Raw genomic sequence first — 13,728 nt, forward strand, 5'->3', positions numbered from 1 at the left:
AATGTCAATGTCAAACTCCGAAAGCCCGGGTTACTTACTCCCCCATGCGCACACGCAACTGTTTCAGCGTTTTTGCCAGCAGCCGGGATACGTGCATCTGAGAGATGCTGAGGTGCTCCGCGATCTGGGCCTGGGTTTTGTTACCGAAGAACCGCATCACAATGATGCTTCGTTCTCGCGCGGGCAGTCCATCGAGCGCTGCTCGAAGGGCCTCATGATTCTCGAACTGTTCGAAGTGGATGTCCGGTTCACCGACAGTGTCCAGAAGCGGCTGCGATTCGTCGCCCTGGCCTCGCGTTGCGTCGACTGACTGCGCACTGAACGCACTGCCCGCGAGCCTCCCCTGTTCAAGCTGTTCGACAGTGATGTCCAAAGCGGAAGCGAGTTCCTGAGAGGTCGGTTCTCGCCCTAGTCGCTGGGCAAGGTCAGCGGTCGCGTCGCCGATAGCGAGGTGCACTTCTTGCAGGCGCCGCGGAACACGTACAGCCCAGCGCGTGTCACGGAAATGCCTGCGCACTTCACCCATGATTGTCGGTACGGCGAACGCTAGAAAATCGTCGCCCACTTCAGGCTTGAACCTGTCAACGGCGTGAATAAGCCCAATAAGCGCCACCTGCCGCAGATCATCTATTTGCTCTCCACGGCCAGCGAACCTGCGCGATATGTGCTCGGAAAGAGGCATGCACTGGGCGATTATCTGGTGCCGCAACTCATCTGCTTCATCGCCGTTGTGCTCGGCGTTGCGCAGTTTGGCTATGAGCTGTGGGACCTCCTTGTAGTTAGGATCTTCCACGGGGGCTGGGAGCCTTCCGTTTCACAATCCGGACCACAGTCTTCGGTCGCACCCCATCTGCCCCGTCGCGCTGCGCCGGGTCTAAGTCCTCATCCCAGCTCAGTTCATCCGTCAGCGTCTTGACGATATGCCAGCGGAAGTTGTTGGGGTTAGGCAGTGGCGCAACAGCGTAGTCCGCCGTCATCGTGACGTGGAGACCCGAGCCGTTCTCCCGGAATTCGCAAAGAACATCAGAATCTGAGGCAGAGATTTCGATCAGCGTTGCGGCGATCTCGTCGACAGCGAGTCGGAGATCGTCCGTCGCGTCGTAATCGAATCCCGCTGAGGCTGACATCAATTCAGCGACGCCGCGGAAAACGTGGAGGTACTCCAGGTCGGCGCGCACGGCGACCCTCACCGTAGCGTCACGGTGAATTTCGCTTCTGTTTGCTGCAGTCACGTATCTCCCCCAACCAGGGTCTTGCGAGCAGGGCGCCAATTCAAGCGTACATTGGACCGCTCGCCACGTGTCAGCGACCCGTCTACGTGCGCAGTTTACCTAGTCGGCCGTAAAGTGCGGGGCTGCACCGTTGCGCGGTGTCGTTGAAGAACGTTAACCGATCTCGCTGCTGTACACCCTGCCGTGACGTGAGCATTGTCCCCACCAGCCAACCGGGTCAACTTGCACCACCATTCGGCGGCCGCACTGCCCGCAGAATCTGGGCGGCTCGAGCCCAAGTTGCGCGGCACTTGGCAGCGCCGCGCCTTCAGTCAGGAGCTTCCCGGTGTACACGTTGTAGATCTGCTCACCGCCGAGCGGCCCGCCGCCCTTAGCAGGAACCTCACGAGCAGCCCGCGACTTGTCCGGCAGCCCAGCAGTGATCACGTCCTATGCTCCTAGATCGTGGCGTTCAGAGCCTTGATGGGCATCTCGAGTTCGCCGAGCAAATCGATGTCTGATTCGGCTGGACGGCCGAGCGTCGTGAGGTAGTTGCCGACAATTACGGCGTTGATGCCGCCCAGCATCCCCTGCTTTGCACCAAGATCACCCAAGGTGATCTCACGGCCACCCGCGAAACGCAAAATCGTGCGTGGCAGCGCAAGCCGGAAAGCGGCGATCGACTTCAGTGCTTCCGTTGCGGGAAGAACCTCGAGATCCCCGAACGGGGTACCGGGACGCGGATTGAGGAAATTCAGCGGAACCTCATCAGGTTCGAGGTCGGCAAGCTGTGCGGCGAACTCCGCCCGCTGCTCGAGGGTTTCTCCCATACCGAGGATGCCACCACAGCACACCTCCATGCCTGCTTCCCGCACCATCCGCAGAGTGTCCCAGCGTTCATCCCACGTGTGGGTGGTCACGACGTTCGGGAAGTGCGACTGAGCGGTTTCGAGGTTGTGGTTATAGCGGTGCACACCCATCGCGGCGAGTTCGTCAACCTGCTCTTGCGTCAGCATTCCGAGAGAGCACGCAATATGAATTTCGACCTCGTTGCGGATCGCCTCAATGCCAGCTTTGACCTGTGACATCAAACGGGCATCAGGACCGCGCACCGCGGCGACGATACAGAACTCGGTGGCACCGGTTTTCGCAGTCTGCTTCGCCGCTTCAACGAGACTTGGGATGTCAATCCAGGCGGAACGCACCGGCGACTGAAAAAGGCCCGACTGCGAACAGAAGTGGCAGTCTTCCGGACAGCCGCCCGTCTTGAGGCTGATGATTCCTTCAACTTCGACCTCAGGGCCGCACCACCGCATGCGCACATCGTGAGCGAGCTCAAGCAGTTCTTCCAGCCGCTCCTCAGGCAGTCGCAGTACCTCGAGAATCTGCTCCTGCCGGAGCGGTTCCCCTCGCTCAAGCACCTGCTCGCGCGCTTCGGAAAGAATGTCATTTTTGCTGATCTGAGCGGACTGAACTGGTGCCTGAGTCACTAAGATCTCTCCTCGTTATCCTGCGCGCCACACCAGTTTGGTGCTGTCGCACATGTCTCGCACATCGATAAGTGGTACGCACCGTCCTGGGTGACGCACCACACGTAGCCAGTGTGCCTTACCGTCCGTCCTCATAGTGAATCAGATACCCCACCGGACGCGGACACATCCGCCCGCGCCGCGATTGCCTGCGCGAACTCGCTGGTAAACCAGCCCGCGACTCCGCGCGCGAATTCCGCAGACGTCCATTCCCCGCATCCGTCAGGAAGCACTCCCACAATCGGGATTCCGGAAATACGAGGCAAGTCATCGAGATTGCAGCGCATCGCGAGGTCAGGCTCTGCCGGTAAGGCACCGACCACTATTCCGGTGCAGCGGACATCGCTGCGTTCGAGTGCCTCGACAGTGAGGGCAGTGTGGTTCAGTGTACCGAGCCCAGCGGCAGCCACCAGAACGACCTCCGCGCTCGCCGCGCTTGCGACATCACGCAACGTGAAACCCCCTTGCCCTAATTCGACCAGGACCCCTCCTGCGCCCTCGACGAGCACCAGGTCATGCGCGGCCTCGAGACGGGCGATTTCCGTGACGATCGCACTCAAGGTGAGCATTGGCCGTCCGCTTCGTCTCGCCGCGGTGAACGGTGCGAGCGGTTCAGGGTAGCGGGCGAGCTCACTGACGGGAATGTCACCGGCCAGCCGAATCACCTCTGTGAGATCCCCTGGCGCGCCGTCATCAACACCCGTCTGGGCCGGCTTGCACACAGCGACCGAGAGTCCCCGCGACTTCGCCAGTACAGCCAGGCCCGCCGTCACCACAGTTTTGCCGACACCGGTAGAAGTTCCCGTAATGACGAGGACGCTCACTCTGCATCGCCCGCGATACGCCGCAACACCTGGGTGACGGCTGCCAGCTCGTTCTCGGTGAGATCCGCGCGGGCGGTCAATCGCAAGCGCGACGTTCCCGGAGGCACTGATGGCGGGCGGAAACAACCCGTCCGAACACCTTCCTCAAGGCATCGCTGGGCCGCAGCAACAGCTGTCGCGGCATCACCGAGAACCACCGACACCACCGCGGATTCCGGCTTGCCCGCGACGTCCGCAGCCTCGGCGAGAACCGCCGCGTGGTCGAGTACAGCCTGTGCACGTTCGGGTTCTCGTTTCAGCACCCGAAGCGCAGCACGCGCAGCGCCGACCGCAGCGGGGCTGAGGCCGGTGTCGAAAATGAATGTCCGCGCCGTGTTGATGAGGTGCTCCCGAATGCGGTCGTCTGCAACGACAGCGCCGCCCTGACTCCCCAGCGCTTTCGACAGGGTCATGGTGATGACAATGTCGGGCTCTCCGGCCAGTCCGGACTCGTGCACCAGCCCCTGGCCGCCTTCGCCGCGCACACCGATGCCGTGCGCTTCGTCAACGATCAGCACGGCGTCCATTTCCCGGCACACGGCATGTAAGCCGCGCAGCGGCGCGAGGTCGCCGTCGGCACTGAACACTGAGTCCGTCACGACGAGCGCATGCTCTTCGTCACGCCCTTCCAGCGCCGCGCGCACCGCAGACAAATTGCAATGCTCGACCACCGCGATGCGTCCGCGAGAAAGGCGGCAGGCATCGACCAGGGACGCGTGGCTCGCGGAGTCGGACACGATGAGTGTGTCCTTGTTACTCAGCGCGGTGACAGCGGCAATGTTGGCCATATACCCCGACGAGAACACTAGCGCGCTCGGAGCGCCCGTAAAGTCGGCGAGTTCCTCCTCGAGCTGCAGATGCTCCGCTGTCGTGCCGGTGACCAGGCGCGACCCCGTCGAACCTGGCCCCCACAGGTCGAGTGAACGCTTCGCGCCCGCGATCACCTCAGGATGGCGCGACAGACCAAGGTAGTCGTTGGACGCAAGATCGATGATCCCGTCATTGGGCTGCCGAGGGCTGAGGACGCGGTGCAGACCAGCGGCCCGGCGATGCTCGGAAGCACTGTCCAGCCACGCCAGCGGGTCAGGCAATTCGCTCATAGCCTGGCCTCCCTCTCTGGATGTGTCGCACCGGCGGCGTGGCACACGGCAACCATCGCGTCAGCGATCTGCGCGACCTCGTCGGGAGTGGAGATGAACGGCGGCATTGTGTACACGAGATTGCGGAACGGCCGTAGCCAAACTCCCCGCTTCACCGCGGCGTCGGTGGCGAGTTGCATAGGGACCGGTCCGGCAAGTTCTATGACGCCGATCGCGCCCTTGATGCGGACGTCGCGAACACCTGGAAGCCCCCGTGCCGGTGCCAGTCCCGCACGCAAACCCTGTTCAATCTCATCTACTTCACGTCTCCAGTCCCGTGCGGTAAGGAGATCGATCGACGCCTGAGAAATCGCGCAGGCGAGCGGATTAGCCATGAACGTGGGGCCGTGCATCAGCCCCCCAGCTTCGCCGGCGCTGATGGTGTGAGCGATCAGGTCGGTGCACAGCACAGCTGCCATTGTCAGGTAACCGCCGGTCAGAGCCTTTCCGACACACATAACGTCGGGGCTGACATTGGCATGGTCAGCAGCGAACATTTCTCCGGTGCGGCCGAAACCAGTTGCGATTTCGTCGAAGATCAACAGCACATCGTTCTCGTCGCACAGCCGCCGCAGCTCCGTGAGGTAGCGCGCATCGTGAAAACGCATACCGCCCGCGCCCTGGACCACCGGCTCGACGATCACCGCGGCGAGTTCGTGGGCGTGCGAACGAATAAGCGCGGCGAGCGTGTCGCGGTACTCGAGATCGAAATCGGCTGGCGGCACCGGGGCGAAGATCTGCTCAGCGAGGATGTCGGTCCATAGCGCATGCATGCCCCCGTCTGGATCGCACACGCTCATTGGCGTAAATGTGTCGCCGTGGTAACCGCCCCGCCATGTCAGAAGCCGACGCTTCTCGCCGCGCCCAAGGCTGCGCCAGTACTGCAGGCACATCTTGACTGCCACCTCGATCGATACCGAGCCTGAGTCGGCGAAGAACACCTTCTGCAGCGGCTGCGGCGTAATTCCAACGAGTGTCTGCGCGAGGCGTACGGCGGGTTCGTGCGTCAGGCCGCCGAACATCACGTGCGACATCCGCGCCAGCTGGTTTGTCGCGGCTTCGTCGATGACCGGATGCTGGTAGCCGTGGATCGCGGCCCACCAGGAGCTCATCCCGTCGATCAGTTCCCGGCCATCCCGAAGACGCAGGCGCACACCAGACGCACTTTCGACGACCAGCGGAACTGTCGAGGGCGGAAATGCCCCGTAGGGATGCCAGACGTGCTGCGCGTCGAGCGCCACGACGTCTTGCTCGTTCACTTCTTGCGCCACCACGACATCCGACACTATCGGGTCGGCACTCAGTACCTCGAACCCGGCCTTACCTGGATTGGACCGACAGCCAGGACAGATTCACGGTGATGAGCGCAGCTTGGCAAGCTCCTCACTGCTGAGTGTCTGAGGCAGACCGAAGGCACGGAAGAGCTTGAGGTCGAAGAACGTGGCAGCATGCCGTATACCACCACCGGTGACATCGAGGACCTGCAGCTGGAATGCTTCCCAGGTGCCTTCCGGCGTCAGAATGTACACACCGAACGCGGGCTGGCCGTTCCCTCGAAGCGGTACCGTCGCCAGTTCACCCGGTCCCGCCGGGCATTGTGTATCGATGAGAGCGCCGATGTCCGCGGGGCCCTGGTACCAGCCGGTGAAGGGTGGCATCTCCCACACTGCGTCCGCAGTGAACAGCTGGACAATCGTGGCGATGTCCTTTTGCTCCAATGCGAGCGCGTAGCGGTCAAGGAGTTCACGCTTATCGGACTCCGCGGGCTCGTTGAAGTCTTCTTCCCGTGGCGAAAGCTTGTCGAGCTGGGCCCGCGCCCGCTGCAGACTGCTATTCACTGAAGCGGTCGTAGAGCCTAGGGCATCCGCGATCTCGCTTGACTGCCACTGCAGGACTTCCTTCATCAGCAGTGCCGCCCGCTGTTTGGGCGGCAGGTGCTGCAGGGCCGCGATCAGCGCCAGCCGCACGCTGGACTTTCCGGTCGCGACCGTGGCGGGGTCGTCCTCACGTGGCAGCCAGGCGTCGGGCACTGGTTCGAGCCACGGTATTTCGTGCCGCTCCTCCAGCACCGCATGCGGGTCACCTCGCTCCTGCCCCAGCCCCGAAGGCATCGCGCGCCGCCCTCGGCCTTCAAGAGCGGTCAGACAGACGTTCGTGGCGATGCGGTAGAGCCACGTTCGGATCGACGATCTGCCTTCGAAACCGCTGAACGCGCGCCAGGCACGCAGATAGGTTTCCTGTACGGCGTCGTCCGCGTCGTGCGCGGAGCCCAGCATTCGGTAGCAATGGGCCATGATCTCGGATCGCATGGGCGCGAAAAGTGTCTCGAAGTCAGCTTCCGCAACAGAGCCCCCATCCCCGCTCTGCGCAGCATCAGCTATGACATTGGTCATGTTCCGACACTACTCGGGAATCGCCCAGAACACACTGCGAGCGTCACAAAAATCCAGGTAATGCGCGCTATTGACTTTCCATCGGCTCACGCTTTATTTGATCGTGATAGTGGTGCACTCGCCCTTTGATTCAGGTTGAGGCGCTATTATCACAAACTCGTATGGCGAATACGAGCTCGAGCGCCGATTCCCGAATGGAACCGGCTGGAACTTCCGGGCGCGCGCAAGCCGAGCGCGCTGCCCGTCGTCCGCCGCGCGCACCTTACCGATACGACCTTGATGGCCTGCGTGGTTTTGCGATTGCGCTGGTAGTCATCTATCACGTGTGGGCGCTCGGCATCTCTGGCGGCGTCGACGTGTTCCTCACGCTCTCTGGCTTCTTCTTCGTCGGAATGCTTGTACGCAACGCCCGCTACGGCTCCGACCTCTCGCCCTTCCCCATGATGAAGCGGCTGGCGCGGCGATTATTGCCGGCATTGGTCACAATTCTCAGTGCGGTCGGAATTGCCGCTTTTTTCCTAATGCCGAGCACGCAGTGGGCCACTATCAGCGGCCAGTCCGTCGCGAGTCTCTTTTACTTTCAGAACTGGCAACTCGCCCGGACCGCCGGTGACTATCTCGCCGCAGACCCGACTACCAGTCCGTTGCAGCACCTGTGGTCTATGTCCGTGCAGGGACAGTTCTTTGTCGCCACGCTCGCGATCGTCTATTTAACCGCCTGGCTGACACGCACAGCATTGCGCAACCGTGACGACGCTGGCACCTGGGCCGCACGCGCCGCCATCGTCGTCCTCACGCTCTGCGCTGCTGCGTCGTTCGCTTACGCGGCGATCTCCATCCAGCAGGACCCTGCCACTGCCTATTACGACTCATTTGCCCGCGGGTGGGAGCTCCTCGCCGGCGGCTTGGTGGCCGCGTATCTGCCGCTGTTGCGAATCCCCACGCTATTGCGTCCGCTGCTCGCTCTTGCCGGTCTTGCGGCCATCATGTTGTGCGGCATCGTTGTCGACGGCCGCTTGTTCCCAGGCCCGTGGGCCCTCGTACCGGTGCTCGCGACGCTGGCGATCATCGCCGCGGGCACCCCCGCTGCGAACACTTCGACACCCCGGGACCATCGACCCACAGCGATACTCCGTTTCTTGGCCTTGCCGCCGCTGGTCTGGCTGGGTTCGGTCGCATACTCGTTCTATTTGTGGCACTGGCCTGTGCTCATCTTTTACCTCGCTGCGTCTGGACAGCGGTCGGTGTCAATCGGTGAAGGCATTGGCGTGATCTTTGTTTCGCTGTTCCTCGCCTGGCTCACGCTGCGGTTTGTCGAGATTCCGCTCCGCTACCCCCACCGCAACCCTGCCCCCTCTGCGTCTCGCATACGGTGGCGGCACCGCTCCACGTATCCCGCGATCGCCCTTGCTGTCGCCGCACTCATGCTCGTTGGGGCAGCGGGCGGCTGGCGGGTCTACCTCAACGACCGGGAAGAGCGTCTTGCTGAATATCTCGACCCCTTGCTGTATCCGGGCGCTACTGAACTCACCGATGGTTTGAGAGCGTCGCCCATGCCCTGGCGGCCGGTGCCGCTCGATGCGTGGCACGATCACCCGATTACCGCATTCGATGGCTGCATCGCTGACACTGATTCCGAAGAACTGGTGACGTGCGAGTATGGCGACCTCACCGCTGACCGCACCATTGTGCTCGCTGGCGGCTCCCACGCAGAGCAGTGGGTCACCGCGCTCAATCAGGTGGGCCTCGATGAGGGATTCCGGGTTGTGACGTACCTGAAGATGGCGTGCCCGCTGTCAGCCAACCCCGAACCCACACATTTCGATGGATTCCCCTACCCACAATGCTGGGATTGGAATCAGCGCGTGCTCGCGGACGTCGCGGCGAGCCAGCCCGATTACCTTATGACCAACAGCACCCGGCCGATCCATTTCGAACCCGGCGATTACCTCCCCGACCACTACCGGGAGATGTTCCAGTTCCTGTCGGACAACGGCATCGCGACCCTCGGTTTGCGCGACTCGCCCTGGCTGCCACATTTCCCGGAACCTTCGGACTGCCTCGCCTCAGGTGGCGATCCGGAAGAATGCGGCATTTCACGCGCTGAGGTACTGAGCGCGGCCAACCCAGCTGACGAACTCGAAGGGGAAATACCGGGTTTCGTGTCCCTCGACTTGAGTGATGCGATCTGTGATGTCGACGTCTGCCGCGCGGTCGAGGGGAACATCCTCGTGTACCGCGACTTCAACCATCTGAGTGCGTCTTACGTCAGAACAACGGTCCCCGAGATGCGGCGGCAGATTGGTGAAGCGACAGGCTGGTGGGAGAACTAGTGGAAGGATAGGTCCGTGATAGTCCGCAGCCGGCACCCTGGCAGCCCGGATCATGGCAGGCCCATCCGCCCCGCTGTGCGCCCACCAACATCGGTGTACCGTGTGCAGCTCCCCCATGCTGGACAAGAGTGGCTGCCCTCCGGTGACATTCCGGAACTTCTGGACTATCTCGCGGACATCGGTATCTCGCACCTCTGGCTAGCAGCTCCGTATGGGAGCAGCGCTAACGCTGATTCGGGTGTCGTTCCCGCCGAATACGGCACAGTGAATTTGCGCGAGCTCGCTTCGGTCGCGCATGCGCGCGAGATCGGTTTGATCATCGACATAGTTCCAGCGCATACCGACGTAGCGTTGCCGCAGCACAACGCGTGGTGGTGGGACGTCCTGGTGAGTGGTCGCCATTCGCGCTTCGCGGATTACTTCACCGTCGATTTCGACGCGGACCCCCAGCATCGCCTCCGGCTCCCGGTTCTCGATTCGGATCATCGGACTACAACTCTGGCGGTCTCTGGCAACCGCCTCCGCTTCGACCGTCCCGGACCTGAATTCCCCCTCGCACCGGGCACTGAGTTGTTCGCTCCAGAAGAGTGTTCACGCCAGCAGATGTACCGCCTCATCGGCTCGGATGAGCATGCGAACTATCGATACGTTGGGGGCGCACCCCGCTTCGCCGCATTGCGGCAGGACAGCCAGGATGTGTTCGGCGAAACCCACCGCTTTTTGAAGGAGATCGTCCACGACGGAACCGTCGACGGGGTCCGCGTTGTGGGCGTCGATGATCTGCCGGACACGATGCTGTATCTGTCCTGGTTGCGTGCGGCGATCGGCGAGAACCACCTGCTCTGCACCGACACGGCGCCGCACCGCAATCACGTTCTGGACCAGGCTCTGCCTATCGATGGGACAAGCGGCGCCGAGATACGCCGCGTCGTCACAGGTGTCCTCGCGAAGCCCGGTGACTCGGATACCGGAGCGGCGGAGTATGTACCGCGGTCGGAGTTCCATCTTCATATGGCCGACATTGCCCGGCATTGGCCTTGCTCACTGTCCGCGGCTCCTGAGTCGGGTCCGGGGCCCGTGCCACACGCACATCGCCCAGCGAAGCTCGCCCAGACGTTGCAATACATCCTGGGCCCGGGACTGCCCGCGGTCGATGCCGGAAGTGAACTCTGGCAGCCACGCGGCCCCCTCAGCCGACACGTCAAACGTTGCCGCGAACTCTGCACGACGCTCGAGACAGCAGAGACGATTGACACCGGCAACGATGGTGTCATTCCGAGCATCGCAAAGCTACATGTGGTGCGCAGCGCTCTGCGGCTGCGTGATGAGCGACCCGACGTGTTCGTTGGGGGCGAGTACGAGCCGATCACGCCTTCAGGTTCTGCGCAAAGTTACGTCGTGGCGTTCGAAAGGGCGCGGGAGCATTCGCTGCCCGAAGCTGTGGTGGTGGTCGCCCGGCTGACTCACCTGATGCCGAATGACGACGGGCAGCCAGCGTGGGGTGACACCTCCGTCCCGCTGCCGGAGGGAACGTGGCGTGACCTGCTGACAGGCAAGAACCATAGCGGCGAAGCCCTTGCCGCCGACATGTTTTCCGAGCTGCCCGTCGCCTTGCTCGTGCGCGGCGGCGGGGCTCTCCGCGAGCCACGCCGCCTAGAGCCGCGAGCGGAGGATACACCCCAGCCGGAGCACGACCCACGCGGCTAGCACCGCACCCGCTGTCAGTCCGCGGCCGCCATCCCACGCTGGATTAGCGTTCCCACCCGCGGCAGCGCCTGGACGACATGCTTGTGCGCTTGACCGCGCAGCTGGCCGTAGAGCTTCGCAATGCTACGGTACGCGGACGCTTCCGCACGCCTGTCGACGATCGCAAGTAACTCGTCCGCAGCCTCATCCCCGCGACCGGCGAGAAACGTGCCGAAATCGCGCTCCCCAGCGGAAGTGAACGCATCCCAGTGCGGCTGGAGCTGTTCGAGAAAATCCGGCAGGAGAACGCGAATTACGCTGTTGACAAACGTTGCGTGTACCGCGTTTACGGTTTTATACGCGCCTTTGAGCATGACCCCAGTGGGCCCTCGTTTCGCACGAACCTCCTCGTCGAGGACCGTCCTCGCGTCAGCTACGAAGGCATCGCGATTCTCGTCGGAGAGCAACACATCACGCAGAGACCCCGCCATGGACTTCCTCCGTCTTCCGCAACAGTCCGCGCCGCGCGGATGCAACGAATTTACCGCACGCCGTGACAATTCGTGCACGTAAAGTCCGTTCCCTGCCCTACCTAAATCGACCCCTCACGAGCGAACCGTCCAGCCGGTATATTGCCGCGTGTGCCCAACGCATCAACCTATGACCGTATCCTCGACGCGCTGGAACGTATTCTGCTGCGCACCGGGTCCGCGCAAGTCACCCTCGAGGCAGTTGCCAACGAGGCAAGCGTCTCAAAAGGCGGTCTTCTCTACCACTTCCCCAGCAAAGACGCATTGTTGATCGGCCTTGTCTCGAGGCTAGGTGACCTGGCAGATGCCCAGCTGCGTGACGCCTTGTCAGCTGGGCGCTCCATCGCAGAGTTCTACCTGCAAAGCCCCGATACGACCGCAGAAACAGAGTTACTGGTATACCGAACGCTGATCGCTGCCCTCCACACTGTCGACGGTCAAAATCATGCACTGCGTGATGCCGTCACGAAGGTAGTCAGAGGCTGGGATGAGCATCTGCGCGCTGAGATCACCGATCCTGTCCAGGCCGAGATAGTCCGGCTCGCTGGGGATGGCATCTACTTCAGTGCACTTCTAGGCCTTCCCCTGCCTGACCCGGACCTGCATCGGCAGGTTATCGAGCGCCTCACGCAACCCGGCTCCGGGAACTAAATCAAGTAGCGGAAGGCCGGCGTTCCAGGCTCGAGGTGCTCCACTTCCATGCCCGACTCCCGGATACGCTCCATCAGGGGGCTGAGGCCAGAAGCAGCGCCGAGCTCGATGCCGACGAGCGCACCTCCGGTCTCACGGTTGTTGCGTTTGACGTATTCGAACAGCGTGATGTCATCATCCGGTCCGAGGACGTTATCCAGGAAACGCCGCAACGCGCCCGGCTCCTGTGGGAAGTTCACCAGGAAGTAGTGCTTCAAACCCATGTGGACGAGCGACCGTTCGATGATTTCGCCGTAGCGCGACACATCGTTGTTGCCGCCGGAAACGAGGCACACCACATTCTGATGCGCTTCAAACTTCATTTGTTTCAGCGCAGCGACCGCCAGTGCACCTGCAGGCTCCGCGATGACGCCTTCGTTCTGATACAAGTCGAGCATCTCGGTGCACACAGCACCTTCATCGACCTTCAGGATCGAGATGTCGCCTGGGTGACTGGGCGCCGGAACGGACGCCACGAGCGGCAGTGACGCATGAGTGACCGCTGACGCACCAGCCGCCGAAAGTACCGCGTAGGGGAAGTCGCCGGCGCGGCGCACTGCCGCGCCATCAACGAAAGCGTCGATCTCTCGAAGAGTGACCGGCCCGCGGGCCGCGAGCGCACCAATCATCGACGCGGCTCCTGTTGGCTCTGCTCCCACGATCGTGGTCGACGGCGACCGCTCGTGCAGGTAGGCGGTCATGCCAGCGATGAGACCGCCCCCGCCAACTGGCACGACCACAACGTCGACGAGCCCTTCAAGCTGTTCCAGGATTTCCCTTGCCACGGTGCCCTGGCCGGCCACAGTCCGCGGATCGTCGAAGGGTGGAACCAATGTCGCGCCTGATTCAGCGCAGTCACGCAACGCTGCCGCAGCAGCCTCGTCGTAGGTCGGTCCCGTGACCTTGAGGTCGACGTAGGGGCCGCCGTGCGCCCGGATACGATCACGCTTCTGGCGCGGCGTGTTCGATGGCAAGTAGATTCGGCCTCTGATTCCCAGCGCACGGCATGCGAAGGCCACACCTTGGGCGTGATTTCCGGCGCTTGCGCAAACGACACCAGCTGTCCGCTCAGGTTCGGTCAACTGCACCATGAGGTTGTAGGCACCCCGCAGCTTGTATGAGCGCACTCGCTGCTGGTCCTCGCGCTTCAGGAAAATGTTCGCACCGGTCACCTGCGAAAGGCGGTCGCACCGTTCGAGCGGCGTGACAGCCACAATGCCGCTGATTCGCTCCGCTGCCTCATCGATGTCGGATGCGGTCAGCAGCTCAGCGGTTGTCAGGGCTTGAGCACGGGGAACAGTAGACACTCGACCTATGCTGCCATCAATCTGGCCCATTTACATACTTACCGAGT

13 protein-coding genes are annotated in these 13,728 nt (G+C 62.4%); 3 read left to right on the forward strand and 10 right to left on the reverse strand.

Going from position 1 to position 13,728, the window contains the following annotated elements; genetic code table 11:
- Window positions 1–34: 34 nt before the first annotated feature.
- From FHU29_RS16000 to FHU29_RS16035, 8 genes are all read right to left on the reverse strand, one after another.
- The gene (locus FHU29_RS16000) at window positions 35–793 is read right to left on the reverse strand and encodes a SigB/SigF/SigG family RNA polymerase sigma factor (protein WP_064441451.1); all 759 of its coding nucleotides are present in this window, start codon (window positions 791–793) and stop codon (window positions 35–37) included.
- The gene (locus tag FHU29_RS16005; protein WP_064441450.1) at window positions 780–1,232 is read right to left on the reverse strand and encodes an ATP-binding protein; all 453 of its coding nucleotides are present in this window, start codon (window positions 1,230–1,232) and stop codon (window positions 780–782) included. The genes FHU29_RS16000 and FHU29_RS16005 overlap by 14 nt, the downstream gene beginning before the upstream one ends.
- 153 nt (window positions 1,233–1,385) lie before the next feature.
- Complete coding sequence (gene bsaP, locus FHU29_RS16010) at window positions 1,386–1,574, reverse strand: biotin synthase auxiliary protein BsaP (protein ID WP_064441556.1); 189 nt, start codon at window positions 1,572–1,574, stop codon at window positions 1,386–1,388.
- Window positions 1,575–1,669: 95 nt separating this feature from the next.
- Window positions 1,670–2,701: a biotin synthase BioB gene (gene bioB / locus FHU29_RS16015; RefSeq protein ID WP_064441449.1), complete on the reverse strand. Its 1,032-nt coding sequence runs from the start codon at window positions 2,699–2,701 to the stop codon at window positions 1,670–1,672.
- A gap of 131 nt (window positions 2,702–2,832) precedes the next feature.
- On the reverse strand, window positions 2,833–3,564 hold the full coding sequence (bioD, locus tag FHU29_RS16020) for a dethiobiotin synthase (RefSeq protein ID WP_064441448.1): 732 nt from the start codon (window positions 3,562–3,564) through the stop codon (window positions 2,833–2,835).
- Entirely contained in the window at window positions 3,561–4,703 is a 1,143-nt protein-coding gene (locus FHU29_RS16025) for an 8-amino-7-oxononanoate synthase (protein WP_064441447.1), read from the reverse strand. Before FHU29_RS16025 ends, bioD begins: the two co-directional genes overlap by 4 nt.
- The gene (locus FHU29_RS16030) at window positions 4,700–6,016 is read right to left on the reverse strand and encodes an adenosylmethionine--8-amino-7-oxononanoate transaminase (RefSeq protein WP_064441555.1); all 1,317 of its coding nucleotides are present in this window, start codon (window positions 6,014–6,016) and stop codon (window positions 4,700–4,702) included. The genes FHU29_RS16025 and FHU29_RS16030 overlap by 4 nt, the downstream gene beginning before the upstream one ends.
- 78 nt (window positions 6,017–6,094) lie before the next feature.
- On the reverse strand, window positions 6,095–7,135 hold the full coding sequence (locus FHU29_RS16035) for a sigma-70 family RNA polymerase sigma factor (RefSeq protein ID WP_064441446.1): 1,041 nt from the start codon (window positions 7,133–7,135) through the stop codon (window positions 6,095–6,097).
- Window positions 7,136–7,296: 161 nt separating this feature from the next.
- Between FHU29_RS16035 and FHU29_RS16040 the strand changes: the two genes are divergently transcribed.
- Both FHU29_RS16040 and FHU29_RS16045 read left to right on the forward strand, forming a co-directional pair.
- A complete protein-coding gene (locus FHU29_RS16040) occupies window positions 7,297–9,468 on the forward strand; it encodes an acyltransferase family protein (protein ID WP_232323028.1) in 2,172 nt (723 codons plus the stop codon).
- Between the two features lie 15 nt (window positions 9,469–9,483).
- Window positions 9,484–11,175, forward strand: coding sequence for an alpha-amylase family glycosyl hydrolase (locus FHU29_RS16045; RefSeq protein WP_064441445.1), 1,692 nt, complete (start codon window positions 9,484–9,486; stop codon window positions 11,173–11,175).
- Between the two features lie 14 nt (window positions 11,176–11,189).
- Here the strand turns inward: FHU29_RS16045 and FHU29_RS16050 are convergent, their stop codons facing one another.
- Complete coding sequence (locus tag FHU29_RS16050; RefSeq protein ID WP_064441444.1) at window positions 11,190–11,645, reverse strand: DUF6918 family protein; 456 nt, start codon at window positions 11,643–11,645, stop codon at window positions 11,190–11,192.
- 150 nt (window positions 11,646–11,795) lie between these two features.
- On the opposite strand from FHU29_RS16050, the gene FHU29_RS16055 reads away from it, so the two are divergent.
- Window positions 11,796–12,335, forward strand: a complete 540-nt coding sequence (locus tag FHU29_RS16055; RefSeq protein ID WP_064441443.1) for a TetR/AcrR family transcriptional regulator — start codon at window positions 11,796–11,798, stop codon at window positions 12,333–12,335.
- Here the strand turns inward: FHU29_RS16055 and ilvA are convergent.
- Entirely contained in the window at window positions 12,332–13,711 is a 1,380-nt protein-coding gene (gene ilvA, locus FHU29_RS16060) for a threonine ammonia-lyase IlvA (RefSeq protein WP_232323027.1), read from the reverse strand. The genes FHU29_RS16055 and ilvA overlap by 4 nt on opposite strands.
- Window positions 13,712–13,728 lie beyond the last annotated feature (17 nt).

The organism is Hoyosella altamirensis (assembly GCF_014191505.1).
Classification (GTDB): Bacteria; Actinomycetota; Actinomycetes; order Mycobacteriales; family Mycobacteriaceae; genus Hoyosella; species Hoyosella altamirensis.